The following is a 22548-nucleotide window of genomic DNA, read 5'->3' as shown; positions in this document are numbered from 1 at the left end:
ACCGCACGCCGGCCATGCGGGCCCCACTCCTGCGCGGGGCTCTGCCATCTAGGACGGGTCGGACGGGCGGTTCGGTCGCAGCCGTCGGGCAGCGGTTCGGATCCGTGGGATCCGACGGTGCGTCAGCAGGCAGGCGCCGGCCCCGACGGCGTACCAGAGCAGGTCCGGCGGGTTGAAGGTGGAGCCGAGCACGATCCGCAGCGCGGGGGGTATCCGGGCGAGTTGGAGGAACTCGACCGCGAAGCTCAGTCCGAGCGCGAGCCCGGCCGCGGCGCCGGGCCTGGCCCGGGGGACGGCGAGCAGCACCAGCAGGTACAGCAAGGTGGTGTAGAGCGCGTCCCGCAGGACGTCGGCCACCGGGCCGGCGGCCACGGCGAGCACGCCGAGACCGGCGGCGACGGTGGCCGCGATGAGTGCCAGGATCCGGAAACGCACAGCCCACCCCCGTGCGACCAGAGGTTCTGAGCGCGTTCAAAAGGCTATCAAGGCTGATCCGCCGTCATGGGCACCGCGCTGTCCGAATGTGGCGGGCGTCTCGTGCCTTGCCATGTCCCTGTTGCCCGCGGGTTACGCGATACTCGTGCCACTCTCACCCCGCCCCGAGGAGCGCGACATGGCACGCACCAGCCCCGACCCGGCCGACCTGCTCGCGGTGGGCGAGCTGCTCACCGACGAGGAGCGGCTGATCCGGGACACCGTACGGAAGTTCGCGGACGAGAGGATCCGGCCGTACGTGGGGGACTGGTTCGACCGGGGGGTCTTCCCGGCGAAGGAGCTGGCGCCCGAACTGGGGAAGCTCGGGGTGCTCGGCATGCACCTGGACGGCTACGGCTGCGCCGGGTCGACCGCCGTCGAGTACGGCGTCGCCTGCATGGAGCTGGAGGCGGCCGACTCCGGGCTGCGCAGCTTCGTCTCGGTGCAGGGTTCGCTCGCCATGCGGTCCATCCACGCCTACGGCTCGGAGGAGCAGAAGCAGCGCTGGCTCCCGGAGTTGGCGGCCGGCCGGGCGATCGGCTGCTTCGGGCTGACCGAGCCGGACTTCGGCTCGGACCCCGCCAACATGCGTACCCGGGCCCGCCGCAAGGGCACCGACTGGGTGCTCTCCGGCACCAAGATGTGGATCACCAACGGCTCGATCTCGGACGTCGCGGTGATCTGGGCGCAGACCGAGGAGGGCGTCCGCGGCTTCCTGGTCGAGCGCGGCACCCCCGGCTTCTCCGCCACCGACGTGCACGGCAAGCTCTCGCTGCGCGCCTCGGTCACCAGCGAACTGGTGCTGGACGAGGTGGTGCTGCCCGCCGACGCGGTGCTGCCCGGGGTACGCGGCCTGCGCGGCCCGCTCTCCTCGCTGGGCGAGGCCAGGTACGGCATCCTCTGGGGCACCGTCGGTGCGGCCCGGGACTGCTACACCACCGCGCTCGAGTACGCGAAGACGCGCATTCAGTTCGAACGCCCGATCGCCGCCTTCCAGCTGACGCAGCAGAAGCTGGTCGAGATGATGCTCGAGGTGGAGAAGGCGTACCTGGTGGCCCACCGGATCGGCCGCCTCAAGGACGCCGGCCACTGCCACCCCGCGCACATCAGCTTCGGCAAGCTCAACAACGTCCGCACCGCGATCGAGGTGGCCCGCACCGCCCGCACCATCCTGGGCGCCAACGGCATCACGGTCGAGTACCCGGTGCTCCGGCACGCCAACAACCTGGAGTCGGTGCTCACCTACGAGGGCACCTCCGAGATCCACACCCTGGTCCTCGGCGAGACCATCACCGGCGAGTCCGCCTACCGCTGACCGGCGGAAATCCGGTGGGCGGCCGGTGGGTCTGCCGCTACGGTGGGGCGCTCGTCGACCGGCAGAGGAGAGGACCATGACCGCGACCACCACCCTGTGGCGCCCCACCGGGCCCGAGGAGCTCGCGTTGGTCGAGGCTTCCGGGTGGCGGGCCTGGCCGCCCAGGTTGCCGGACCAGCCGATCTTCTACCCGGTCATGAACGAGGACTACGCCGTTCGGATCGCCCGGGACTGGAACGTGCCCGCCTCCGGCGTCGGTTACGTGACCAGGTTCGAGGTGGAGACGGACTTCCTGACGCGCTATCCGGTCCAGCAGGCGGGTGGCCGGACCATCCTGGAGCTCTGGGTGCCGGCCGAGGAGTTGGCCGAGTTCAACGAGCACATCGTCGGGCTGATCGAGGTGGTCCGGGAGTTCCGTCCCTGAGGGGTGCGGCGCGCCAGGGCAGGGGTGGGGTGCGGAGGTGGGCGGGGCTGGGGTAGGACTTGAGGCACCGACCAGACCCGAGGAGCCCCATGGCAGGCCCGACCGCCGAGACCGCCGGCGCAATACCCGAGCGGACCACGGCCGCCGACGGCACGTCGGACGGTCCCCAGCCGGGCCGGGCCACCGTGATGGTGCTCGGCAGCCTGGTCGCGCTCGGACCGCTCACCACCGACCTCTACATGCCCGCGATCCCGGCGCTCGCCGGTGACCTGGGCTCGACCGCACCCGCCGTGCAGCTGACGCTGACCGCTTCGCTGTTCGGTCTGGCGATCGGTCAGCTGGTGTTCGGGCCGCTGAGCGACCGGCTCGGCCGCCGTCGGCCGCTGCTGGCCGGGATGGTGCTCTACACGCTGTCCACGCTGCTCTGCGCGTTCGCCGGGTCGGTGGCGGTGCTGGTGGGCGGACGGTTTCTGCAGGGCCTCTCCGGGGCGGCCGGTCTGGTGATCGCCCGGGCGGTCGCGCGGGACCGCTTCGAGGGCGTGGCGATGATCCGCTTCATGGCCTCGCTGGGCCTGATCAGCGGGCTGGCCCCGATCTTCGCCCCGGCGGTCGGCGCCCAGCTGCTCCGGTTCACCGACTGGCGGGGCTCGTTCCTGGCCCTGGTGCTGTTCGGTGCGGTGCTGACCGCCTGGGTCCTGCTGGCCCTGGACGAGTCGCTGCCACCGGAGCGGCGGCACAGCGGCGGCCTGGGCACCACGCTGCGGGCGATCGGCGGGCTGATCCGGGACCGGCGTTTCACCGGGTACGTGCTGACCAGCGCGTTCAGCTTCGGGGCGCTGTTCGCGTACGTGGGCGGGTCCTCGGTGGTGCTGCAGAGCGAGTACCAGATCTCGCCGCAGACCTACAGCCTGATCTTCGCGGTCAACTCCGTGGCCGTGGTGGGCTTCAGCCAGCTGAACGGCCGGGTGCTGGTGCAGCGGCTGCCGATGAACCGGCTGATGCCGATCGGCCTGGTCGCGCCGCTGCTGTCCGGTCTGGCGCTGGTGCTCTTCACCACCGTCTGGGATCTCGGGCTGGCCGGGGTGTGGCCCGCGCTCTTCCTACTGATGGCGGGCATGGGCATGGTGCTGCCCAACTCCTCGGCCCAGGCCCTCACCATGGCTCCGCACGCGGCCGGTTCGGCCTCGGCGCTGATCGGCGTCTCCACCTTCACCTGCGGCGCACTGGTGGCCCCGCTCAGCAGTCTCGGCGAACGCCCCTCGGTCGCGCTGCTCGGCGTCGTGGTGGCCGGCTGCGGGGCGGTCGCGCTGACCGCCTTCGTCGTACTCTGCCGCCCCTGGGCGAAGAACTGACGCCTGGTCAGCGCCCCGGCACCGGATCCTGGCCACCCCGGGTGCCCGGCCGGCAGCGCAGCAGCCGACCCGCGGTGAGCCGGGCGCCGCGTACCGCACCGTGGCGGTGCAGCGCCTGCACGGCATAGGTCGAGCAGGTCGGGGTGTACGGGCAGCAGGCCCGCCGGGTCGGGCTGATCCGGGTGCGGTAGTGGTGCACGGCGCCGTACAGCGCGGCTGCCGCCACCCCGTCCGGGACCGGCGCGGCCGGGTCCGCCCCGGCGCCGGCCCGCGGTCCGCGGACGGCGAAGCGGACGGCCGAGGTCAGCACCAGCGGGATCAGCGCGATCAGACAGGGGTCGCCGCAGCCGTCGCCCACGCAGTCGCAGCCGTCGCAGTTGTCGCTCTGCTTCTGCTGCCGGGCCTTCCAGCGCTGGTACGCCCGGCGGCGTTCGGCCCTGGCCCGCCGCTCGTGCTCGGGCAGCCACCACCACGCGCGGCGCCGCTCGCGCGGCGGTGGCGGGTCCACGGGACTGCCGAGGTGCGGGTGCATCGTCTGTCTCCCCCCGAAGGCAACCGGCCAGGACGCCGGCAGCGGTAGCGTACGCGCCTGCCCGGGACGCTGTCTGCGGAGGTTCGTTCCGGTGGTGGCCCGGTGGCGGAGCGTGCTGCGGGGGGTGAGCCCGGCCACAGTGGATTCGAAGGTGCGGGGTGGCCGTGTGGGAGGGTTCGTCGGTATTCGGGCGGCCGAGCTTCGAAGGCGAAGGCATGGCTACGACGCGGCGTCGTAGCGGGCGACCTTGTCGGCCGGTAGGGAACGCGTTAACACTGGTGGAGTCGCAAGGCGCTCCCGCCTGTCGCACCGGCCACCACTCGGTCGGACCGGTCCGGGGGAGCGCGCCGCCAGGCGCCCGAGGCAGAACGGGGCGCTCACGGCCGGTGGTGCGGCTGCCCCTGGTCACGGCCCTCGGCCGACCGGGCAGCGGTGCGCCCCGAGCCGGTCCACACGATTGAGGTCATCCTCTCGCCTGTGCCGCCTCGGCGGTGGCGGTCGCACTGCCCGGGGAGAACGCCGTCGCCGCCCCGGTCGCGGTCGCCGCGAGCAACCCGGCCCCGGCCTCGGCCCCGGCGGTCGAGCAGCCGCAGACCGCCGTGCAGCCTGTCGTGCAGCCGGCGCCCGCCGTGCAGTCGCAGCCTGTCGAGCAGCCGAAGAAGCAGGAGAACCCGGCCGTCGCCTCCCGCTCCGAGCAGCGCTCCGAGCTGTCCGCCGCCACCGTCGGGACCAGCCCGAGTGCGGTCAAGGAGCTGGCTCGGAGCATCGTCCCGGCCGCTCAGTACGCCGCGTTCAGCAACATCATCAGCCACGAGAGCGGCTGGAACATCAAGGCCACCAACGCCTCCTCCGGCGCGTACGGGCTGGCCCAGGCGCTGCCGGGCAGCAAGATGGCCTCGGTCGGCTCCGACTGGCGCACCAACCCGGCCACCCAGATCAAGTGGGCGCTCGGCTACATGCCCCCCCCCCCCCCCCCCCCGGCCCGTGCTGTGGGTGGACGGTGCGTCAGATCAGGCTGTTGGCCTTCAGCCAGTCCTTGGCGACGGCCGACGGGTCGGCCTTGTCGACCGCCACGCGCTTCATCAGCTCGGCCAGGCCGGCCGTGTCCAGCTTGGCGGAGACCTTGTTCAGAACGGCGGTTGCGTTGGCGTCCACGCCCGCCTTGTTCACCAGCGGGGTGATGTTCTGGGTGCTGAAGGCGTTCTTCGGGTCGGCCAGCGAGACCAGCTTGAGCGTGACGATCTTCGGGTCGGTGGTGAAGACGTTGCCGACCTGGATGCTGCCGTCCTTGATCGCGTTGGCGGTGGTCTCGCCGGTCGGCTTCCACTCCTTGAAGGTGAGGCCGTAGGTGTCCTTCAGCAGCGGCTCGCTGCGGTTCTTGAACTCCGGCGGGCCGCCGATCACGAACTCGGAGGACTTGCCGGCCAGGTCGGCGATGCTCTTCAGGTTGTACTTGGCGGCGGTCTCCGCGGAGACCGTCAGCGAGTCGTTGTCCTGGGCGGCCGAGGAGTCCAGCAGCGCCAGCTCGGCCGGCAGCTTGAGGACGAGCGCGGCGTTGACGGCCTCGGTGCCGCCGGTCAGCGCCGGGTTCTTGGCGTCCAGGTAGGTCAGCAGCGCGCCGTTGTACTCCGGCAGCACGGTCAGGCCGCCGCTCTTGAGCTGCCCGTAGAGCACCTCGCGGCTGCCGATGTTGAACTTCTCCTCGACCTTGACGCCCTTGGCCTTGAGGGCCTGCGAGTAGATCGAGGCGAGCAGCTCGTTCTCGGGGAAGTTGGCCGAACCGATCACCACGGTCTTGCCCGCGCCGCCGGCGGACGAGGCGGTCGGGGCGGCCAGCGGGTCGCCGCCGGAGGAGGAGCTGCACGCCGCGGCACCGAGCAGGAGGGCGGCGGCCGTGGCAGTTCTGATCAGACGGGCGGTCATGAAAGTTCCTTCGCAGTCGGAATGAGCAGTCGTAACGAGCAGGGGCCGGACGTGGTCAGACGGTCCGGCCGGGCCGGATGCCGGGTGGCAGCGCGTACCGGATCAGCCCCGCGAACAGCAGTTGGGTGAGCAGGGCGAGCACCACCACCAGCAGCGCCCCGCCGGCCACGGCAGGGAAGTCGCGCAGGGCCAGGCCGTCGATCACGTAGCGGCCGAGGCCGCCGAGACCGACGTACGCGGCCACCGTGGCGGTGGCGATCACCTGGATGGTGGCGCTGCGCAGCCCGGCCAGCAGGGTGGGCAGGGCAGCGGGCAGACAGACCTGGAACAGCACCTGAGGATGGGTCAGGCCGATCCCCCGGGCGGCGTCCCGCAGATCGGGGTCGGTGCCCCGGACCCCTTCCACCGCACCCACCAGCAGCGGCGGGATGGCCAGCACCACCAGCGGGATCAGCACGGCGCCGTCGCCGACGCCCGCCAGCAGGACGACCAGGGTGACCAGCCCGAGTGTGGGCAGGGCCCGCGCGGTGCCGGTCAGTACGGTGACCAGCGCGGCGCCCCGGCCGGTGTAGCCGAGCAGCAGCCCGGCCGGCACGGCCAGCAGGCCCGCGTACAGCAGGGCCTCGCCGGTGAAGGCCAGGTGCTCGGCGAGGCGGTGCACGACCGAGTCCGGACCGCTCTGCCGGGCGGGGGCGGTGAAGAAGGTGTGCAGCCAGTCGATCCAGTTCACCGCGCGGCCCCCTGCTCCCGGATCGCCCACGGTGCGAGGAGCCGTCTGGCCAGCACCAGCGTCAGGTCGACCGCCAGGGCCAGCGCCACGATCAGCACGATCCCGACCAGGATCGGGGTGGTGAAGACGAGTTGGAACCCGTTGACGAACAGGTAGCCCAGCCCGCCCCGGCCGATCAGTGCGCCGACTGCAGCCATCGAAATGCTGGAGACCGCGGCGACCCGCAGTCCGCCCACCAAGTAGGGGACGGACGACGGGAGTTCGACGGCGACCAGCCGCCGCCAGGGGCCGTAGCCGAGGGCGACGGCGGCCAGCCGGACGGCCTCCGGGGTGGACCGGATTCCCTCCACGGTGGTGGGCAGCAGCAGAGCCAGCGCGTAGAAGGTCAGCGGGATCATCACAGTGGGCAGGTTGGCCAGCCCGGTGTACGGGATCAGCAGCATGAACAGCGCCACCGCGGGCAGCGCGTACAGCGTGTTGAAGACCACCGCGAACGGCTGGTAGAGCCGGGGGAAGCGGGCACAGACCAGTCCGAGCGGGACCGCCAGCAGCAGGCCGATCAGCACCGGGACCAGTGACATCACCGCGTGGTCCACGGTGAGCCCGCCCAGGTAGCCGAGGCGGTCGCCGATCCAGTCCCAGCGGACCAGTGGTTCGTCGTCAGGCACGGCCGGCCACCTGCTGCTCGGAGTCCGGGGCGGCCAGGGCCGCCAGGACGGCGGCCCGGTCGGCGGTGCCGGTGGCCAGGCCCTGGGCATCCAGCACCACGGCGGCGCCCGCCGGGGAGAGCACGGCGGCGTCCAGTGCGGTCCGCAGGGTGTCCGCCTCCGGCCTGAACCCCGGTGCGGGGCAGGAGGGTTGGTCCGGGTGCCGCCACTCGACCGGGCGGCCCGCCGGGTCCACGGCCAGCTGCCAGCCGCCGTGCTCGGTGCCGTCCGCGAGCTGGCGGACCGCGATGCCGGTGGCGGGTCGCAGGCCCAGGCCGCGCAGGCCGCGGTCCCGGCCCAGGAAGGCGGCCACGCCTTCGTCGACCGGGGCGGTCAACAGGGTGTGCGGGTCGGCCTGTTGGGCGATCCGGCCGTGCTCGCGGAGCACCACCACCTGGTCGCCGAGCCGGACCGCCTCCTCGATGTCGTGCGTGACGAAGAGCACCGTCTTGTTCAACTCGCCCTGCAGCCTGAGCAGTTCCTCCTGCAGACCGGCCCGGACCACCGGGTCGACCGCGCTGAACGGCTCGTCCATCAGCAGCACCGGCGGGTCGGCCGCGAGCGCCCTGGCCACCCCGACCCGCTGCTGCTGGCCGCCGGACAGCTGGAACGGGTAACGCTTGGCGGTCTCCGGCGCGAGGCCGACCAGCTCGAGCAGCTCGGAAGCCCTGGCCCGGGCCCGCTTCTTGTCCCAGCCGAGCAGGTACGGCACGGTGGCGATGTTGTCGATCACCCGGCGGTGCGGGAACAGACCGGCCTGCTGGATCACGTAGCCGATGCCCCGGCGGAGCTTGGCCGCGTCCAGTTCGGCGACGTCGGTGCCATCCAGCAGCACCCGGCCGCCGGTCGGCTCGACCATCCGGTTGACCATCCGCAGCAGGGTGGTCTTACCGCACCCGGACGGGCCGACCAGCACGGTTATCTGGCCGGCGGGCACATCCAGGTCCAGCCCTTCGACGGCAACCGTGCCGTCGGGGTGGCGCTTGGCTGCGCCGTCGAATCTGATCACGTCAGGGTCCTCGGTCGGGTCGTCCGGCCCCSGGGCGCCGGTGGCGTCCGGTGCCGCTGGGTCAGACAGGTCGGTCGGTACGGATCTTGAAGACGTTATGGCCTGCCCGGGTCAGGATGGCGGCAAACCTCACCGGTCGGTCGGATCTTCACCAATCCCGTCACTTCGGGTCAGCTGCACCTCGTCGTAGGACGGTTGGCCACCCGGCCGGGTCGGCAGACCGGCGGCCGCCCAGGCCACGAAGCCGCCGTCCAGGTCGGTGGCCCGGAGCAGTCCGATCTCCCGCAGGGCGGCCGCCGCCAGGCTGGAGGCGTAGCCGCCGGAGCAGAGCACGATCACTGCCAGGTCCGGTCCGGTGGCCTGCGGGATGCGGTGACTGCCCGTCGGGTCCAGCCGCCACTCCAGCACGTTCCGCTCGATCAGCAGCGCGCCGGGGATCTCGCCCTCCCTGGCCCGCTGCCCGACCGGCCGGATGTCCACCAACAGCGCGCCTTCCGCCGCCGCCCGGTACGCCTCCGCCGGGCCCGGCCGGTGCACGCCCTCGCGGGAACGCTCCACCAGTTCGTCGATGCCGCTCATGTCCACTGCTCCGCTCGCTCCGAGGCGGTCTGGATCAGACCGCCGGCCCGCAGTTCGTACCTGGCCATCTCGCTCAGGGGCGGCGAGTACGCGTGGATGGTGACGGCGGGTCCGGTCGTGGTGTTCCGTACGTCGTGCAGGTACTCGGGGCCGAAGGATCGCACCGAGCCCGGTGCCAACCTCCGTACCAGCAGGCCCTGTTCGGGCCCGCCGAGGGAGAGCTCCTCCAGCTCGCCGAGTGCCACCGTGAAGGCGCCCCGGGAGCCCCCGTGGTCGTGGAAGCCGGTCGACTGGCCGGGCAGCCAGCTGATCAGCCAGACCTCGTGGTCCTCGGTCAGGCTCAGCCGCTCGTACCAGCGTTCCTCGGCGGAGAGCCGGACCCGAGGCAGCCAGTCGCCCGGGTGGTCGGCCGCCGCCTGGACGATCTCCCGCAGCGCGGCGGGGGAGAGAGCGGCAGGCGCGGTGCTCGAAGGGGTGGCGAGGTCAAGGCTCATGACGGGTCCTCGGGTGGCCGAAGCGGACCGGCAGACGTGCGGCAGCACGTGACGGCCGAGCGAAAGGGATGGCGGTGGAGCGGAGCCGACGCTGCGGCTCAGGCCCTGGCAGTGGTCACAGGGAACGAGGTGGAACCGTCAGCAGGCACACATGTCGCTCGCCTGGCGTCGCAGATCGACGTGCAGGCGGCAGACGAGAGTGGTGCCGGTGTCCATGGGGTGATCCTGACGGTGCGGGGCGGTCGCGTCAAGCGTGTCCCAACACGTGATCGCCCACCCGGCGCAGTGCAACCGGGTGGGCGACGACCTGCGTCCTGCTCTCCGAGACCGCACACGCATGGGCGGCGGAGGGGAAGGGCAGGAACACCATCATGGGTATCGTCAGCTGGATCATCCTCGGCCTGGTCGCCGGGGGCATCGCCAAGTTCATCCTCCCGGGCCGGGACCCGGGCGGACTGATCGTCACCACCCTGATCGGGATAGCGGGCTCGTTCGTCGGAGGCTGGCTCTCCTCGGCGGTGCTCGACCGCCCGGTTTCCACCAGCTTCTATGATCCCGCCACCTGGATCGCCGCCGTCGCGGGCGCCTTCGTCCTGCTGGTCGGTTACCGGATCGTGTTCGGCAACTCCCGGGACTGACCCGGCAGTTCCTCCACCGCTCCCCACCCGTCGGCCGGGACCTGGCCGAGCCCGGTCCTGGCCGCCACCACGCCGGCGGCGATCGCGCAGGTGCTGTCCACCCCTTGATCTTCGCGGGGATCCCGGCGTTCAGGCCGGGCGGGACTGCGATCCTCAGCCCGCAGGCGCGGAGCGCCCGGAGCCTCGGTCGGCTTTGTCAGTGACGCCAGCTATGTTGCTGGCCTCGACTGAGAGGGGTGGGCCGGGTGACTTCGCGGATACGCGCGTACAAGTTCCTCATGCGACCCACCGCAGGCCAGGTGCAGGCTCTCGGGGAGATGTTGCTCGATCACTGCTCGCTGTACAACGGGGCGTTGCAGGAACGCCGTGACGCCTACCGGCACGTCTCGAAGACGAGCGTGAAGTACGGGATGCAGTCCGCGCAGCTCAAGGACATCCGGGCGTTCGATCCCGAGCATCAGGGCCGCTGGTCGTTCTCCTCGCAGCAGGCGACTCTGCGGCGGCTGGACAAGGCGATGCAGGCGTTCTTCCGACGGGTCAAGGCCGGTCGAACTCCCGGCTACCCGCGCTTTCGCGGGGCGAGCCGGTTCGACACGGTGGAGTTCCCGAAGGACGGGGATGGCTGCCGGTGGGACTCCACCCCGCACAACCCGGCCACCCGCGTCCGTCTCCAGGGCGTTGGGCACGTCAAGGTTAACCGGCACCGTCCCGTGGTCGGAAAGGTCAAGACGGTCTCGGTCAAGCGCGAGGGCAAGCGCTGGTATGTCGTCCTGACTGCCGAGCAGGTCAAGCCGGAGCCACTCCCGCCGACCGGTTCCGTCGTTGGCATCGACGTTGGGATCGCCAACTTCCTCGCCGACTCGAACGGCGAGTTCGTCCCCAACCCGAGGTTCGGGAGGAACAACGCCGACGCCCTCGCGGACGCTCAGCGTGCCCTCGCTGCCTTCCCTCGCGTTCGCAAGGACCGGCGCACCCGCAGGCACCGCACGGCCGTTGAGAAGGTCGCCCGGCTGCACGGCAAGGTCCGCCGTCAACGCCTCGACCACGCCCACAAGACCGCCCTTCGCCTGGTGCGCCGCCACGACGTCATCGCGCACGAGAAGCTGTCGATCTCTAACATGGTCCGCAGTCCCAATTCGAAGCCCGACCCCGGGCGGCCGGGCGCCTTCCTCCCCAACGGGGCCGCCGCAAAGGCCGGGCTGAACAAGAGCATCCACGACGCGGGTTGGGGGGTATTCCTCGCGATCCTCACCGGCAAGGCTGAAAGCGCCGGCCGGACGATGATTTCCGTGGATCCCCGCAACACCTCCCGCACCTGCCCCCTCCCCGAGTGCGGGCACGTGTCGGCGGAAAACCGCATTATCCAGGCAAAGTTCCACTGCGTACGCTGCGGCCACATGGACCATGCCGACACAGTGGGAGCCGTCAACGTTCTTCAACGGGCCGGGCTGGCCCGTCGCGACGCTAACCCGGCGTAACGAGAAGCCCCGCCATTTTTGTGGTGGGGAGGAGTCACGGGAATTCTCAGCTGGATCATCCTCGGCCTGGTTGCCGGGGGCATCGCCAAGTTCATCCTGCCCGGCCGCGACCCGGGCGGACTGATCGTCACCACTCTGATCGGGATAGCGGGCTCGTTCGTCGGGGGCTGGCTCTCCTCGTCCCTGCTGGACCGCCCGGTGACCACGAGCTTCTACGACCCGGCCACCTGGATCGCCGCCGTTGCGGGCGCCTTCGTGCTGCTGGTCGGCTACCGGATCGTGTTCGGCAACTCCCGGGACTGACCCGGTAGTTGCTCCACCGCCTGCCACCACTCGGCCGGGACCTGGGTCAGCCCGGTCCTGGCCGCCACCACGCCGGCGGCGATCGCGCAGGTGGTGTCCATGTCGCCCCACCCGCCGAGCGTCCGCCAGATCGCCTCCGGCAGGTCGTCCAATTCCCCTGCGGCGCACCAGAGGGCGAACGGCACGGTGTCCGGCGCCGAGATCTGCAGCCCCGACCCGAGCACCACGGCGGCATGCCGCACCGAGGTCGTGGCCGGGAACCGGGGCGCGATCCGCAGCCCGGACCGGACGTCGCTCTCCGGCAGCCATCCGGCGACCTCGGCGAGGAAGTCCGCCCGCTCCGGCGCCGACCCGCCCCGGCTGCGGACGGCCAGCGCGGCCGCCACCGCGACGGCGACCGCACCGGCCACCGCCTCCGGGTTGAAGTGCGTGACCAGCGCTGACAGTCGGGCCTGCCCGACCACCCGGTCGAGGTCGTCCGCGAACCAGGCCCCGAGCGGCGCCACCCGCATCGCGGCCCCGTTCCCGTACGAGCCCTGCCCGCCGAACATCTCCGACGTGACCGTGCGCCAGTCGGCGCCGGCGTCGATCTGCCGCAGTACCTGGTGCATCGAGGGACCGTATTTGCGGCCCGGGTTCACCGTGTACTCGAGCGCGAACTCACCTGCCAGCAGGTCGGGTTGCACCGCACCGTGCGCCCCCAGGTGCCGGAACAGCACCAGCGCCATCGCGGTGTCGTCGGTCCAGTGCCACGGCGCGGGCCGGAGTTGACGGCCGGTCAGCTCGACGTCCGCCTCGCCCGGGGCGACCTGGAACCAGCGGTCGCCGAAGGCGTCGCCGAGGGCGAGGCCGTGCAGGCTGTCGTGGGCGGCGCGCATGGTCGTCTCCTCGGGCTCGGTAGGAGGCGCCATCCTCGCCGGTGGGCCCGCCCGGGCGCGACCGGGTTTTCCGGCTCAGCCGGTGGCGCTGAGGCCGCTGAGCAGGAGAGTCCAGACGGCCTCGAAGTCGGTCTCGCTGCGCGGGTCGGACCACTCGGTGGCGTGGACCGGGTCGTGGAAGTGGGCGGTGGCCTGGAAGACCGCGCGGGCGGTGGTGGCGGGGTCGGTGGGGCGGAACTCGCCCTGGCGGATGCCGTCGTCGAGGATGGCGGCGATCTGGGTGACCAGGGTGTCGATGTGCGCCTCGACGGTGCTGGAGAGTTCGCCGACCAGGGTGAGGTAGGTGGCGAACATCTCGGGGTCGTCCAGGGCCTTGCGGCGCTTGGCTGCGAACAGCGTGGCCAGCCAGCGGTGCAGCCGCTCGGCGGCCGGGCCCGGCTGGGTGCTGATGGTGGCCAGGTCTTGGTGCGCCTGGTCCAGCCAGCGCTGGGTGACGGCCTCGCGGAGCGCCGCCTTGCTGGGGAAGTGCCGGTAGACGCTGCCGTGGCTGACGCCGAGGGCGCGGGCGATGTCCACCACCGTGGCCTTGCCAGGACCGAACCGCCGCAGCACGTCCTCGGCGGCGCTGAGGATCTGCTCGGAGGTCAGGGCACTGTCGCTGGTCACGGTCTTCCTCTGGTTCGGGCTGACGTCAGGTCGACGGCGGGTCAGTGCTCGCTGTCGAGGTGGGCCATCTGTGCCGCAGCGTACCTGTCCCCAGCGGCGGACCCGGCCGGGACGGCCGCCTCGATGGCCGCCAGCTCGCCCTCGGTGAGCTGCACGTCCAGCGAACCGAGGGCCTCGGCCAGCCGGTCCCGGCGGCGGGCGCCGACCAGCGGCACGATGTCCGAGCCGCGCGAGGCGACCCAGGCGATGGCGACCTGGGCGACACTGGCGCCCTTGGCCCCGGCGATCGCCCGCAGGGCCTCGACCAGGGTCAGGTTGTGGGTCAGGTTCTCGCCCTGGAAGCGCGGGCTGAAGCCGCGGAAGTCGGTGGCCGCGATCTCCCGGTCGCTCTGCCAGTGGCCGCTCAGCAGGCCGCGCGAGAGCACCCCGTACGCGGTCACGCCGATGCCCAACTCGCGCGCGGTGGGCAGGATTTCGGCCTCGATGCCACGGGAGAGCAGCGAGTACTCGATCTGCAGGTCGCTGATCGGGTGCACGGCGGCGGCCCGGCGCAGCGTGTCGGCGCCGACCTCGGAGAGGCCGATGTGCCGGACGTACCCGGCCTTGACCAAGTCGGCGATCGCGCCGACGGTCTCCTCGACCGGCACGCTCGGGTCGAGCCGGGCCGGGCGGTAGACGTCGATGTAGTCGGTGCGCAGGCGGCGCAGCGTGTACGCGAGGGCGGTCTTGGTGGCCGCCGGGCTCGCGTCGTAGCCGAGCCAGCCGCGGTCCGGGCCGCGCTGGGCGCCGAACTTGACGCTGATCTGCACCGCCTCGCGGTCGCGGCCGCGCAGGGCGTCGTGCAGCAGCAGCTCGTTGTGGCCCATGCCGTAGAAGTCGCCGGTGTCCATCAGGGTCACGCCGGCGTCCAGCGCCGCGTGGACGGTGGCGATCGACTCGGCCTCGTCGGCCGGGCCGTACAGGTCGGACATGCCCATCAGGCCGAGGCCGAGCGCGGAGGTCTCCGGGCCGGTGCTGCCGAGGCGGGTGCGGGCGGGGGCGGTGTTCATGAGGAACTCCTGGGGAGGCGTGAGCGGATGCCTCAACTATGGCATGAGCGATGACAGATTTCAATATCTGTCATTCAGCCCGCGAGCACCCCGTCGAGAGTGGCCTCGGACCTGCCCTCGGCCTCGACGTCCCTGACCCTGACCGTTCCTGACATTGCCGATCCGTTGGCTCCGGACAAACCTGGACGAACTCACCGTGCGTCGCCCGCTCCGGTCGAGGTGGCGTCAGCTGCCCGACTGGTACCAAAGGCTGACCTGCCATCACCCATCAGGCGTGCTTCCGGGCCCCGGCGCGCGATTCGGAGCGCACGGAAGCGTTCCGAGGTCCATCGTTGGTGGTGAGCGCGGCCCGGGAGACCCGAGCCGGGAGCGCCCAGAGCGGCGGCTGCCTCCCGCCGGTCACCGATGCGTAGATCACCGGGCCACCTCGCAGGGGAACGAACGAATCTTCTAGGCTCACCTCGCGGCTTCCCCCGTCCCGGTGCCCGTCCGCACCGGCGCGCGGGAGCCGCCGTCCCAGGTGCCCCGGGCCGAGCCGGGGTCACCGGACCGAGCGAGGAGGACGCATGTTGCCCAGCCCGAGGTCGCTCCACCAGCCGTTGCCCGACGGGGTAGGCCGCCGTCGCGCCGAGTCCGCCGTACCGCCGCACTTGCCGGGTGGATCGCTCGCCCCGCTCGCGCAGACTGCGCTGAGTACAGGCAGCGGTCGGGGAGGCGCCCGATGAGCCCCCAACCGGCCGCCGCGCCCGCCGGTCATACCGAGGCCGTCGGCCGCACCACTCCTCGCCCGCCCACCGTCGGGGTCGCGTTCGCGGACACCGACGCGCTGCCCGGCCTGCCGTCCACCCTGCGCTCCAGAGCCCGCAGTCTGGGCAGCGTCGTCGGCAGCCGCTGCGCCGACCTGGCCCGGATAGAGTCGCCGACCGGTGACAGTGCTCGACTCAACGCGCTGGCCGAGGAGTTGGGCGCGGGCTACGCCGCCACCGGCGCCCGGGTCCGCCGGGTGCCGAACGAGGCCGGGGACCATCTGGTGATGGACTGGCCCGGGCGGGAGGAGAGCCTGGCACCCCTGCTGGTGGTCGGTCACCACGACACGGTCTGGCCGGTCGGCACCCTGGCGGACTGGCCGGTGGAGGAGCGCGACGGTGCGCTGACCGGTCCCGGCGTCCTGGACATGAAGGCCGGTCTCGCGCTGGTGGAGGGGGCGTTCGCGCTGCTCGCCGACCTGGGGCAGCGGCCGCACCGGCCGGTCCGTCTGGTGGTGGTCGCGGACGAGGAGCTGGGCAGCCCCGACGGCCGCAAGCTGGTGGAGCGTCAGCTGGCCGGGGCGGCCGCCGTCCTGGGCCTGGAGCCGCCGCACCCCGACGGCAGCCTGAAGACCGCCCGCCGGGGCAGCAGTCGGGTCCGGCTCACCGTCACCGGCCGGGAGGCCCACGCGGGCAACGACGCCGCGCTGGGCATCTCGGCGGTGGACGAACTGGTCGACCAACTGGTCCTGGTACGCGGCCTGGTGAACCAGCCGGGCACCGAGCTGAACGCCGGCCGGATCACCGGTGGCACCCGGGCCAACGTGGTCGCGGGCCGGGCCGAGGCCGAGCTCGGTCTCCGGTTCGCGACCCCCGAGGCGCAGCGCCGCACCCTCGACAACCTGGCGCACCTGACCCCCCTGCGGCCCGGCGCCAAGGTCCGCGCCGAGGTGCTCTCAAGCCGCCCCACCTGGCCGGTCCGCCCCGCCAACCCGCTGCTCCGGCACGTCCGTTCACTGGCCGCAGCCCTCGGACAGAACCTCGACGGTGCCCCGGCCGGCGGCGCGGGCGACACCAACATCGCCGGCGCCCGGGGCCTCCCCACCCTCGACGGCCTCGGCGCAGTCGGAGCCGGCCCGCACGCCCGCCACGAACACATCCGCACCGACCAGCTCGCCCCCCGGATAGCGCTGCTGGCCGCCCTCCTGGCCGTCCCCCTGCCCCGCCTCCGCGAACGCCAGTAGACCCCAAGGGCCGGCGCCGGTGACCCCACCGGCTCCGGCCCTGGTCAGGTGTGCTGCTCAGGAGTTCGCGGCGCAGGTTCGGTCGCCGACGTGTCCGAGCAGAAAAGCGGCCTCCGACGTCGTCCCGTCGTGGCGTACGGACAGAGTCATGCTGCCCTGCGTGTAGTCGGGGAACCATACGGCGTACAGCGTCCGGGGCCCGCTCGTGACAGTGCCGACCCTGGTGACCTTGAGGGGCTCTCCGCCGCAGGTCGCGGAGGTCAATTCCGCGTGGTCGACGCCGAGCATACGTACCCACCCGTCGGTGAACAGGGCGTGGAGCGAGTGGACGCTGCCGGGGGAAGTGGCCGGTGGCTTGCCGCAGGCCCGCTCCCGGATCGCGATCCTGCCTGCCGTCGCCGTGCACAGCCGCTGATCGTTGGTCTCCCAGGCGAAGGCGGCGCCGGTCGACCAGGCCTCGACCAGCATCAGGCCCTGGGGGCCGGGGGCGTAGGCGCCCGCAGCGTCCTTCGTCAGCACGGTGGTACGGGCCGCGTTGATGACCTCGGTCAGATCCGGCGGTGAGGGAGTCGGTGCAGCGGCCGAGGCGGGCGCGCGGGAGGCGGACGGTGGCGCGGAGCTCCCGCCCCCACTCGTACAACCCGTTGTAGCTGTGATCAGCAGTGCCGCCGCCCCGAAGGCAGCGCGAAGTCCGTGTCGCATGAGCGTCCCCCGTCCGCGCCCGGGATCAGGACGCGACCAGAGGATTGCACACCTGCGGGTCCGCTCTTGTCAGGGGTGAGGTCCCGGCTACACAATGGTACCGACCGAACGGTCAGTCGGGAGGCGAGTGCGGTGACGGTGTCCGAAACGGTGGAGGCCCTGGAGGGTCGGTTCGACGCGGTGGTGGCGGCCGAGCAGCGGGTGGAGCCGCGGGACTGGATGCCCGAGGCGTACCGGGCCACGCTGGTGCGGCAGATCGCGCAGCACGCGCACTCCGAGATCATCGGCATGCAGCCGGAGGGTGCCTGGCTGACCAGGGCGCCTTCGCTGCGGCGGAAGGCGATCCTGCTGGCCAAGGCGCAGGACGAGGCGGGCCACGGGCTCTACCTCTACGCGGCGGCCGAGACGCTCGGGGTGGACCGGGCCGAGCTGACCGAGAAGCTGATCTCGGGGCGGCAGAAGTACTCCTCGATCTTCAACTACCCGACGCTGAGCTTCGCCGACGTCGGCGTGATCGGCTGGCTGGTGGACGGTGCGGCGATCTGCAACCAGGTGCCGCTCTGCCGCTGCTCGTACGGGCCCTACGCCCGGGCGATGGTGCGGGTCTGCAAGGAGGAGTCGTTCCACCAGCGGCAGGGTTTCGAGCTGCTGATGACGATGATGCGCGGCACCGAGGGCCAGCGCGCGATGGTGCAGGACGCGGTGGACCGCTGGTGGTGGCCGTCGCTGATGATGTTCGGCCCGCCGGACGGCGACTCGCCGAACACGGCGCAGTCGATGGCCTGGCGGATCAAGCGGCACACCAACGACGAGCTGCGGCAGCGATTTGTCGACATGACGGTCCCGCAGGCGCAGCACCTCGGCGTCACGCTCCCCGACCCGGAGCTGAGCTGGGACGAGGAGCGCGGCAGCTGGACGTTCGGCGAGCCGGACTGGTCCGAGCTCAAGCAGGTGATCAAGGGTCAGGGCCCGTGCAACGCGGAGCGGATCGAGCGCCGCCGGGCCGCCCACGAGGACGGTGCCTGGGTGCGCGAAGCCGCACTGGCCCACGCGGAGAAGGAGCGCAACCGATGAGCAAGGCCGACTGGCCCCTGTACGAGGTCTTCGTCCGCCCCCGGCGCGGGCTGAACCACGTGCACGTGGGCTCGCTGCACGCCGCCGACGACCGGATGGCGCTGCTCGCCGCCCGCGACCTCTACACCCGGCGGAACGAAGGCGTCAGCCTCTGGGTGGTCCCGTCCACCGCGATCACCGCCTCCACCCCCGACGAGCAGGACCCGTTCTTCGCCCCCAGCGGGGACAAGGTCTACCGGCACCCGACCTTCTACGACATCCCCGAGGATGTCCCGCACATCTGACGGGGAGCACCTGCCATGAGTGACGACCACGTGTATCTGAGCCTCGCCGAGGCCGACCACGGCCCGGAAGGCGAGGCCCGCTGGGCGTACGGCACCGGCTTCGCCGACCCGCTGCTCGGCGTGGACCGGGCGGCCCCGGCGGGGGTGGACGCGGCCGACCTGGCGGCGTACTGCCTGATGCTCGGCGACGACACGCTGATCCTGTCCCAGCGGCTGATCGAGTGGTGCACCCGGGCGCCCGAGCTGGAGGAGGAGGTGGCGCTCGCCAACCTCGGCCTCGACCTGCTCGGCCAGGCCCGGCAGCTGCTCACCCGCTCCGGCCAGCTGGACGGCACCGAGCGGACCGAGGACGACCTGGCGTACTGGCGCGAGGCGCACGAGTTCCGCAACGTCCGCCTGGCGGAGGTACCGAACGGCGACTTCGGGCACACCGTGGCCCGGCTGCTGCTGTTCGCCACCGCCCGGCACGCGCTGTACGAGCGGCTGAGCACGCACGTCGACCCGGTGCTCGCGGCGGTCGCGGCCCGGGGCGTCAAGGAGCTGGCCTACCACCGCGAGTACGCCGCCGCCTGGACGCTGCGGCTCGGTGACGGTACGGCGTACTCCACCGAGCGGATGCAGGCCGGGCTCGAGGCGGTCTGGCCGCTGCTGGACGAGCTGTTCACGGCCGATCAGGTCGAGCTGCGGCTCGGCGTCGACCCGGCCGGGCTGCGCGAGCCGGTGCTGGCCGAGCTGGCCGAGGTGATCACCGGGGCCGGTCTGGCCGTGCCGGCGGCGGCCCCGATGGCCCGGGTCGGGGGCCGGGCGGGCCGGGACGGCGTGCACACCGAGGCGCTCGGCCTGCTGCTGGCCGAGCTCCAGGTGGTGGCCCGGGCACACCCGGGGGCGTCATGGTGACCATCGCGCCCTCGGCCTGGGAGGTGGCAGCCGCCGTCCCCGACCCCGAGCTGCCGATGCTCACCCTGGCCGAACTCGGCGTGCTGGCCGAGGTGTCGGAGGAGGGCCCGGCGGTGACCGCCTGGCTCACCCCGACCTACTCCGGCTGCCCGGCCGTCGCCGAGATGGCCGCCGACGTGGCGGGCCGGCTGCGGGCGGCGGGCTGGGCCCAGGTGGAGATCCGGCTCCGGCTGGACCCGCCGTGGAGCACCGACCTGATCACCGAGGCCGGTAAGCGCAAGCTGGCCGAGGCGGGCATCGCCCCGCCGGTGCACACCGACCTGCTGCAACTGGGCCGGACCAGGCTCGCGGTGCCCTGCCCGCAGTGCGGCAGCCAGGACACCGAGGAACTGTCCAGGTTCGGCTCCACCTCCTGCAAGGCGCTCTGGCGCTGCCGCGAGTGCCGGGAGCCCTTCGAACGGATCAAGGAGATCTAGTGACCACCACGACCTCCCGTCGGCTCACCTTCCAGGAGCTGCGGATCGCGGCGCTGGAGCCGCTCTGCGAGGACGCCGTCGCGGTCACCTTCGAGGTGCCGGCCGAGCAGGCCGAGGCGTACGCCTTCCGGCCCGGCCAGACCCTGACGCTGCGTCGGATCGTGGACGGCGTGGACGAGCGGCGCTCGTACTCGATCTGCGCGCCGGTGGGCGGGGCGCTGCGGATCGCGGTCCGGGAGGTGCCGGGCGGGCTGTTCTCCCGCTGGCTGGTCCGGGAGGCCCGGGTCGGCGACAGCATGGAGGTGATGCCGCCGATCGGCCTGTTCACCCCGGACCTGTCGGTGCCCGGTACGCACGTGCTGCTGGCCGCCGGTTCCGGGGTCACGCCGATGCTCTCGATCGCCGCCTCGGTGCTGGCCGACGGCGAGTCCGAGGTGGTGCTGGTGTACGGGAACCGGAGCAGCGACACGGTGATGTTCGCCGACGAGCTGGCCGATCTGAAGGACACTCACCTCGGCCGGTTCCAGCTGCTGCACGTGCTCTCCCGGGAGACCAGGGACGCCGAGCTGCTCAGCGGCCGGCTGGACGCGGACCGGGTGCGGGCGCTGTTCGGCGCGTTGCTGGACGTGCCCGAGGTGGACCACTGGTGGCTGTGCGGCCCGTACGGCATGGTGCTCGGGGCCAAGGAGCTGCTGGCCGAGCTGGGGGTGCCCGCCGACCGGGTGCACCAGGAGCTGTTCCACGCCGAGGACGAGCCGGTCGCCGCGCGCGCGCCCGAGCAGCCGGACGGCGAGCGCTCCGAGGTGACGGTGGTGCTGGACGGCCGCTCCGGCACCCTGGCGCTGCCGCGCGACCGGTCGATCCTGGACGGCGCCCAGCGCTCCCGCCCCGACCTGCCGTTCGCCTGCAAGGGCGGCGTCTGCGGCACCTGCCGGGCGCTGGTCACCGAGGGCGAGGTGAGCATGCGGCGGAACTTCGCGCTGGAGGAGAAGGAGCTCGCGGCCGGGTACGTGCTGACCTGTCAGGCGCGGCCGGTGTCGGACAAGGTCACCGTCGACTACGACCGTTAGACGAGAACCGGGGCGCCGAGCAGTTTGACGATCTCGTTGACGGCCGCCCGGCCGGCCCGGTTGGCGCCGATGGTGGAGGCGGACGGGCCGTAGCCGACCAGGTGGACGCGCGGGTCGTCGACGGCCCGGGTGCCGTCGATCCGGATGCCGCCGCCGTTGGAGCGCAGGCCGAGCGGCGCCAGGTGGCCGACCTCGGGGCGGAAGCCGGTGGCCCAGACGATCGCGTCCACCGCCAACTCCTGGTCGCCCCAGGCGACGCCACGCTCCGTCAGGCGGTCGAACATCGGGCGGCGGTGCAGCGCGCCGAGCTCCTCGGCGCGGCGGTAGGCGACCGAGGGGCCGAGCCCGGTGACGCTCACCACACTGCGTACCGGCAGCCCCTGCCGGACCCGCTGCTCGACCAGGGCGACCGCCGCCCGGCCGGACTCCTCGGTGAACGGGCCGTCCCGGTAGACGGGTTCACGCCGGGTCACCCAGACCGTCTCGGCGACTTCGGCGACCTCGGAGAGCACCTGGATCGCCGAGGCCCCGCCGCCGACCACCAGGACCCGCTGCCCGGCGAACTCCGCCGGGCCCCGGTAGTCGGCGTAGTGCAGCTGACGGCCGGTGAACCGGCCCGGGTAGTAGGGCAGGAACGGCCGGCTCCAGGTGCCGGTCGCGTTGATCAGCGCCCGGGCCGTCCAGTCGCCCGCGTCGGTGGCGATCAGCAGCCGCCCGTCCGGGCGGGAACTGACGGACCGTACCCGGACCGGCCGGACCACCGGCAGCGCGTGCTTCGCCTCGTACGCGGCGAAGTAGCCGGGCACCACCTCGCGGGCCGGGGCGGCCGGGTCGGGCGGCGGGAGTTCGAAGTCGGGCAGGTCGTGGAAGCCGTGCACGGTGGCCATCCGGAGCGAGGGCGAGCGGTGCGCCCACGCCCCGCCCGGGGCGTCGTCGGCGTCCAGCACCACGAAGTCCGCGTACGGCGCGAGACCGCGCCGCCGCAGGTGATAGGCGGCGGACAAGCCCGCCTGCCCGGCGCCGATCACCACGACATCCACGTCGGTCGTTGCATCGTAAACAGTCACGCCCATGAAACATCGGCCTTGACGGCCGTGTTCCCTACTGCACGGGCGAGATCACCACGGCCGTGCCGTACGCGCAGATCTCGGTGCCCAGATCCGCCGCCTCGGTCACGTCGAAGCGCATCATCAGCACCGCGTTCCCGCCGCGCGCCCTGGCCTGCTCGACCAGCCGCTCCATCGCCTGGTTCCGCGATTCGACCAGCGTCTTGGTGAGCCCCTTGAGCTCGCCGCCCAGCATCGACTTGAACGAGGCGCCGATCTGGGTACCGATGTGACGGCTGCGCACGGTAAGGCCGAAGACCTCGCCGATCACCCGGTCCACCCGGTACCCGGGCACGTCGTTGGTTGTGACCACCAACACATCGGCGCTCGGGCCCTGCCCGCCGCCGTACTCGTCAAGGTTGCTCATGCGGTCATCCTGCCGTTCGAAGCGGTGCCAA

The 22548-nt window shown here is 72.3% G+C and carries 28 protein-coding genes and 1 pseudogene; 13 read left to right on the top strand and 16 right to left on the bottom strand.

All coding sequences use genetic code 11. The features are described from left to right. Positions 1-48 precede the first annotated feature (48 nt). The gene (locus ACXJMZ_RS20715) at positions 49-435 is read right to left on the bottom strand and encodes a DUF2809 domain-containing protein (RefSeq protein WP_457031544.1); all 387 of its coding nucleotides are present in this window, start codon (positions 433-435) and stop codon (positions 49-51) included. Between the two features lie 178 nt (positions 436-613). Here ACXJMZ_RS20715 and ACXJMZ_RS20710 point away from each other — a divergent pair, with 178 nt between their 5' ends. The 3 genes from ACXJMZ_RS20710 (at position 614) to ACXJMZ_RS20700 (ending at position 3565) form a co-directional block, all read left to right on the top strand. Then, on the top strand, positions 614-1789 hold the full coding sequence (locus tag ACXJMZ_RS20710) for an acyl-CoA dehydrogenase family protein (RefSeq protein WP_457031543.1): 1176 nt from the start codon (positions 614-616) through the stop codon (positions 1787-1789). Positions 1790-1865: 76 nt separating this feature from the next. After that, positions 1866-2213, top strand: a complete 348-nt coding sequence (locus tag ACXJMZ_RS20705; RefSeq protein WP_457031542.1) for a hypothetical protein — start codon at positions 1866-1868, stop codon at positions 2211-2213. Between the two features lie 89 nt (positions 2214-2302). Continuing rightward, a complete protein-coding gene (locus tag ACXJMZ_RS20700; RefSeq protein ID WP_457031541.1) occupies positions 2303-3565 on the top strand; it encodes a multidrug effflux MFS transporter in 1263 nt (420 codons plus the stop codon). A gap of 7 nt (positions 3566-3572) precedes the next feature. On the opposite strand, the gene yidD is transcribed toward ACXJMZ_RS20700, so the two are convergent. Then, the gene (gene yidD, locus ACXJMZ_RS20695; protein ID WP_457031540.1) at positions 3573-4097 is read right to left on the bottom strand and encodes a membrane protein insertion efficiency factor YidD; all 525 of its coding nucleotides are present in this window, start codon (positions 4095-4097) and stop codon (positions 3573-3575) included. 463 nt (positions 4098-4560) lie between these two features. Further along, positions 4561-4845 carry a hypothetical protein gene (locus ACXJMZ_RS20690; RefSeq protein ID WP_457031593.1) on the bottom strand — a complete coding sequence of 95 codons (285 nt, stop codon included), beginning with the start codon at positions 4843-4845 and terminating at the stop codon, positions 4561-4563. Between ACXJMZ_RS20690 and ACXJMZ_RS20685 the strand changes: the two are divergent. Continuing rightward, a pseudogene (locus tag ACXJMZ_RS20685) lies at positions 4727-4996 on the top strand (aggregation-promoting factor C-terminal-like domain-containing protein); the annotation flags it as partial. The gene ACXJMZ_RS20690 and the pseudogene ACXJMZ_RS20685 overlap by 119 nt on opposite strands. Positions 4997-5102: 106 nt before the next feature. Here ACXJMZ_RS20685 and ACXJMZ_RS20680 read toward each other — a convergent pair. The 6 genes from ACXJMZ_RS20680 to ACXJMZ_RS20655 all read right to left on the bottom strand — a co-directional run bounded on the left by ACXJMZ_RS20680 (position 5103) and on the right by ACXJMZ_RS20655 (position 9539). Beyond that, positions 5103-6020, bottom strand: a complete 918-nt coding sequence (locus ACXJMZ_RS20680) for an ABC transporter substrate-binding protein (RefSeq protein ID WP_457031539.1) — start codon at positions 6018-6020, stop codon at positions 5103-5105. A 55-nt stretch (positions 6021-6075) separates the two neighbouring features. Next, positions 6076-6750 (bottom strand): ABC transporter permease, encoded by a 675-nt coding sequence (locus tag ACXJMZ_RS20675; RefSeq protein WP_457031538.1) that lies wholly within the window; start codon positions 6748-6750, stop codon positions 6076-6078. Beyond that, positions 6747-7418: an ABC transporter permease gene (locus tag ACXJMZ_RS20670; protein ID WP_457031537.1), complete on the bottom strand. Its 672-nt coding sequence runs from the start codon at positions 7416-7418 to the stop codon at positions 6747-6749. The genes ACXJMZ_RS20675 and ACXJMZ_RS20670 overlap by 4 nt, the downstream gene beginning before the upstream one ends. After that, entirely contained in the window at positions 7411-8466 is a 1056-nt protein-coding gene (locus ACXJMZ_RS20665; RefSeq protein WP_457031536.1) for an ABC transporter ATP-binding protein, read from the bottom strand. Before ACXJMZ_RS20665 ends, ACXJMZ_RS20670 begins: the two co-directional genes overlap by 8 nt. 129 nt (positions 8467-8595) lie before the next feature. Continuing rightward, positions 8596-9045 carry a rhodanese-like domain-containing protein gene (locus ACXJMZ_RS20660; protein ID WP_457031535.1) on the bottom strand — a complete coding sequence of 150 codons (450 nt, stop codon included), beginning with the start codon at positions 9043-9045 and terminating at the stop codon, positions 8596-8598. After that, positions 9042-9539: a cysteine dioxygenase gene (locus ACXJMZ_RS20655; RefSeq protein WP_457031534.1), complete on the bottom strand. Its 498-nt coding sequence runs from the start codon at positions 9537-9539 to the stop codon at positions 9042-9044. The genes ACXJMZ_RS20660 and ACXJMZ_RS20655 overlap by 4 nt, the downstream gene beginning before the upstream one ends. Positions 9540-9910: 371 nt before the next feature. On the opposite strand from ACXJMZ_RS20655, the gene ACXJMZ_RS20650 reads away from it, so the two are divergent. Then, positions 9911-10177 carry a GlsB/YeaQ/YmgE family stress response membrane protein gene (locus ACXJMZ_RS20650; protein ID WP_457031533.1) on the top strand — a complete coding sequence of 89 codons (267 nt, stop codon included), beginning with the start codon at positions 9911-9913 and terminating at the stop codon, positions 10175-10177. Here the strand turns inward: ACXJMZ_RS20650 and ACXJMZ_RS20645 are convergent. Next, on the bottom strand, positions 10144-10278 hold the full coding sequence (locus ACXJMZ_RS20645; protein WP_457031532.1) for a hypothetical protein: 135 nt from the start codon (positions 10276-10278) through the stop codon (positions 10144-10146). The genes ACXJMZ_RS20650 and ACXJMZ_RS20645 overlap by 34 nt on opposite strands. A 177-nt stretch (positions 10279-10455) precedes the next feature. Here ACXJMZ_RS20645 and ACXJMZ_RS20640 point away from each other — a divergent pair, with 177 nt between their 5' ends. Together ACXJMZ_RS20640 and ACXJMZ_RS20635 are read left to right on the top strand one after the other, a co-directional pair. After that, complete coding sequence (locus ACXJMZ_RS20640) at positions 10456-11655, top strand: RNA-guided endonuclease InsQ/TnpB family protein (RefSeq protein WP_457031531.1); 1200 nt, start codon at positions 10456-10458, stop codon at positions 11653-11655. An 18-nt stretch (positions 11656-11673) separates the two neighbouring features. Continuing rightward, positions 11674-11958 (top strand): GlsB/YeaQ/YmgE family stress response membrane protein, encoded by a 285-nt coding sequence (locus ACXJMZ_RS20635; RefSeq protein WP_457031530.1) that lies wholly within the window; start codon positions 11674-11676, stop codon positions 11956-11958. Here the strand turns inward: ACXJMZ_RS20635 and ACXJMZ_RS20630 are convergent. The 3 genes from ACXJMZ_RS20630 to ACXJMZ_RS20620 form a co-directional block, all read right to left on the bottom strand. Continuing rightward, positions 11925-12836, bottom strand: a complete 912-nt coding sequence (locus ACXJMZ_RS20630; protein WP_457031529.1) for an ADP-ribosylglycohydrolase family protein — start codon at positions 12834-12836, stop codon at positions 11925-11927. The two genes, ACXJMZ_RS20635 and ACXJMZ_RS20630, sit on opposite strands and share 34 nt — an antisense overlap. Before the next feature lie 75 nt (positions 12837-12911). Continuing rightward, on the bottom strand, positions 12912-13502 hold the full coding sequence (locus tag ACXJMZ_RS20625; RefSeq protein ID WP_457031528.1) for a TetR family transcriptional regulator: 591 nt from the start codon (positions 13500-13502) through the stop codon (positions 12912-12914). A 41-nt stretch (positions 13503-13543) separates the two neighbouring features. After that, positions 13544-14551, bottom strand: coding sequence for an aldo/keto reductase (locus ACXJMZ_RS20620; RefSeq protein WP_457031527.1), 1008 nt, complete (start codon positions 14549-14551; stop codon positions 13544-13546). A gap of 721 nt (positions 14552-15272) precedes the next feature. On the opposite strand from ACXJMZ_RS20620, the gene ACXJMZ_RS20615 reads away from it, so the two are divergent. Further along, positions 15273-16541: a M20 family metallopeptidase gene (locus ACXJMZ_RS20615; RefSeq protein ID WP_457031526.1), complete on the top strand. Its 1269-nt coding sequence runs from the start codon at positions 15273-15275 to the stop codon at positions 16539-16541. Between the two features lie 57 nt (positions 16542-16598). Here the strand turns inward: ACXJMZ_RS20615 and ACXJMZ_RS20610 are convergent, their stop codons facing one another. Then, complete coding sequence (locus tag ACXJMZ_RS20610) at positions 16599-17060, bottom strand: hypothetical protein (RefSeq protein ID WP_457031525.1); 462 nt, start codon at positions 17058-17060, stop codon at positions 16599-16601. 315 nt (positions 17061-17375) lie between these two features. Between ACXJMZ_RS20610 and paaA the strand changes: the two genes are divergently transcribed. Genes paaA through paaE form a run of 5 tightly spaced genes read left to right on the top strand, consistent with a single transcriptional unit; the run spans position 17376 to position 21044 of the window. After that, on the top strand, positions 17376-18317 hold the full coding sequence (gene paaA, locus ACXJMZ_RS20605) for a 1,2-phenylacetyl-CoA epoxidase subunit PaaA (protein ID WP_457031524.1): 942 nt from the start codon (positions 17376-17378) through the stop codon (positions 18315-18317). Beyond that, positions 18314-18601, top strand: a complete 288-nt coding sequence (paaB, locus tag ACXJMZ_RS20600; protein WP_057239508.1) for a 1,2-phenylacetyl-CoA epoxidase subunit PaaB — start codon at positions 18314-18316, stop codon at positions 18599-18601. Before paaA ends, paaB begins: the two co-directional genes overlap by 4 nt. Before the next feature lie 15 nt (positions 18602-18616). Then, on the top strand, positions 18617-19498 hold the full coding sequence (gene paaC / locus ACXJMZ_RS20595; protein ID WP_457031523.1) for a 1,2-phenylacetyl-CoA epoxidase subunit PaaC: 882 nt from the start codon (positions 18617-18619) through the stop codon (positions 19496-19498). Then, on the top strand, positions 19492-19974 hold the full coding sequence (gene paaD, locus ACXJMZ_RS20590) for a 1,2-phenylacetyl-CoA epoxidase subunit PaaD (RefSeq protein WP_457031522.1): 483 nt from the start codon (positions 19492-19494) through the stop codon (positions 19972-19974). Before paaC ends, paaD begins: the two co-directional genes overlap by 7 nt. After that, entirely contained in the window at positions 19974-21044 is a 1071-nt protein-coding gene (gene paaE, locus ACXJMZ_RS20585; protein WP_457031521.1) for a 1,2-phenylacetyl-CoA epoxidase subunit PaaE, read from the top strand. Before paaD ends, paaE begins: the two co-directional genes overlap by 1 nt. On the opposite strand, the gene ACXJMZ_RS20580 is transcribed toward paaE, so the two are convergent. Beyond that, on the bottom strand, positions 21041-22111 hold the full coding sequence (locus ACXJMZ_RS20580; RefSeq protein ID WP_457031520.1) for an FAD-dependent oxidoreductase: 1071 nt from the start codon (positions 22109-22111) through the stop codon (positions 21041-21043). The two genes, paaE and ACXJMZ_RS20580, sit on opposite strands and share 4 nt — an antisense overlap. A 34-nt stretch (positions 22112-22145) precedes the next feature. Then, complete coding sequence (locus ACXJMZ_RS20575) at positions 22146-22517, bottom strand: YbjQ family protein (RefSeq protein WP_457031519.1); 372 nt, start codon at positions 22515-22517, stop codon at positions 22146-22148. Positions 22518-22548: the final 31 nt, after the last annotated feature.

The sequence above is a fragment of the Kitasatospora sp. P5_F3 genome (genome assembly GCF_054049135.1).
This window is presented reverse-complemented; position numbering and strand designations above follow the sequence as displayed.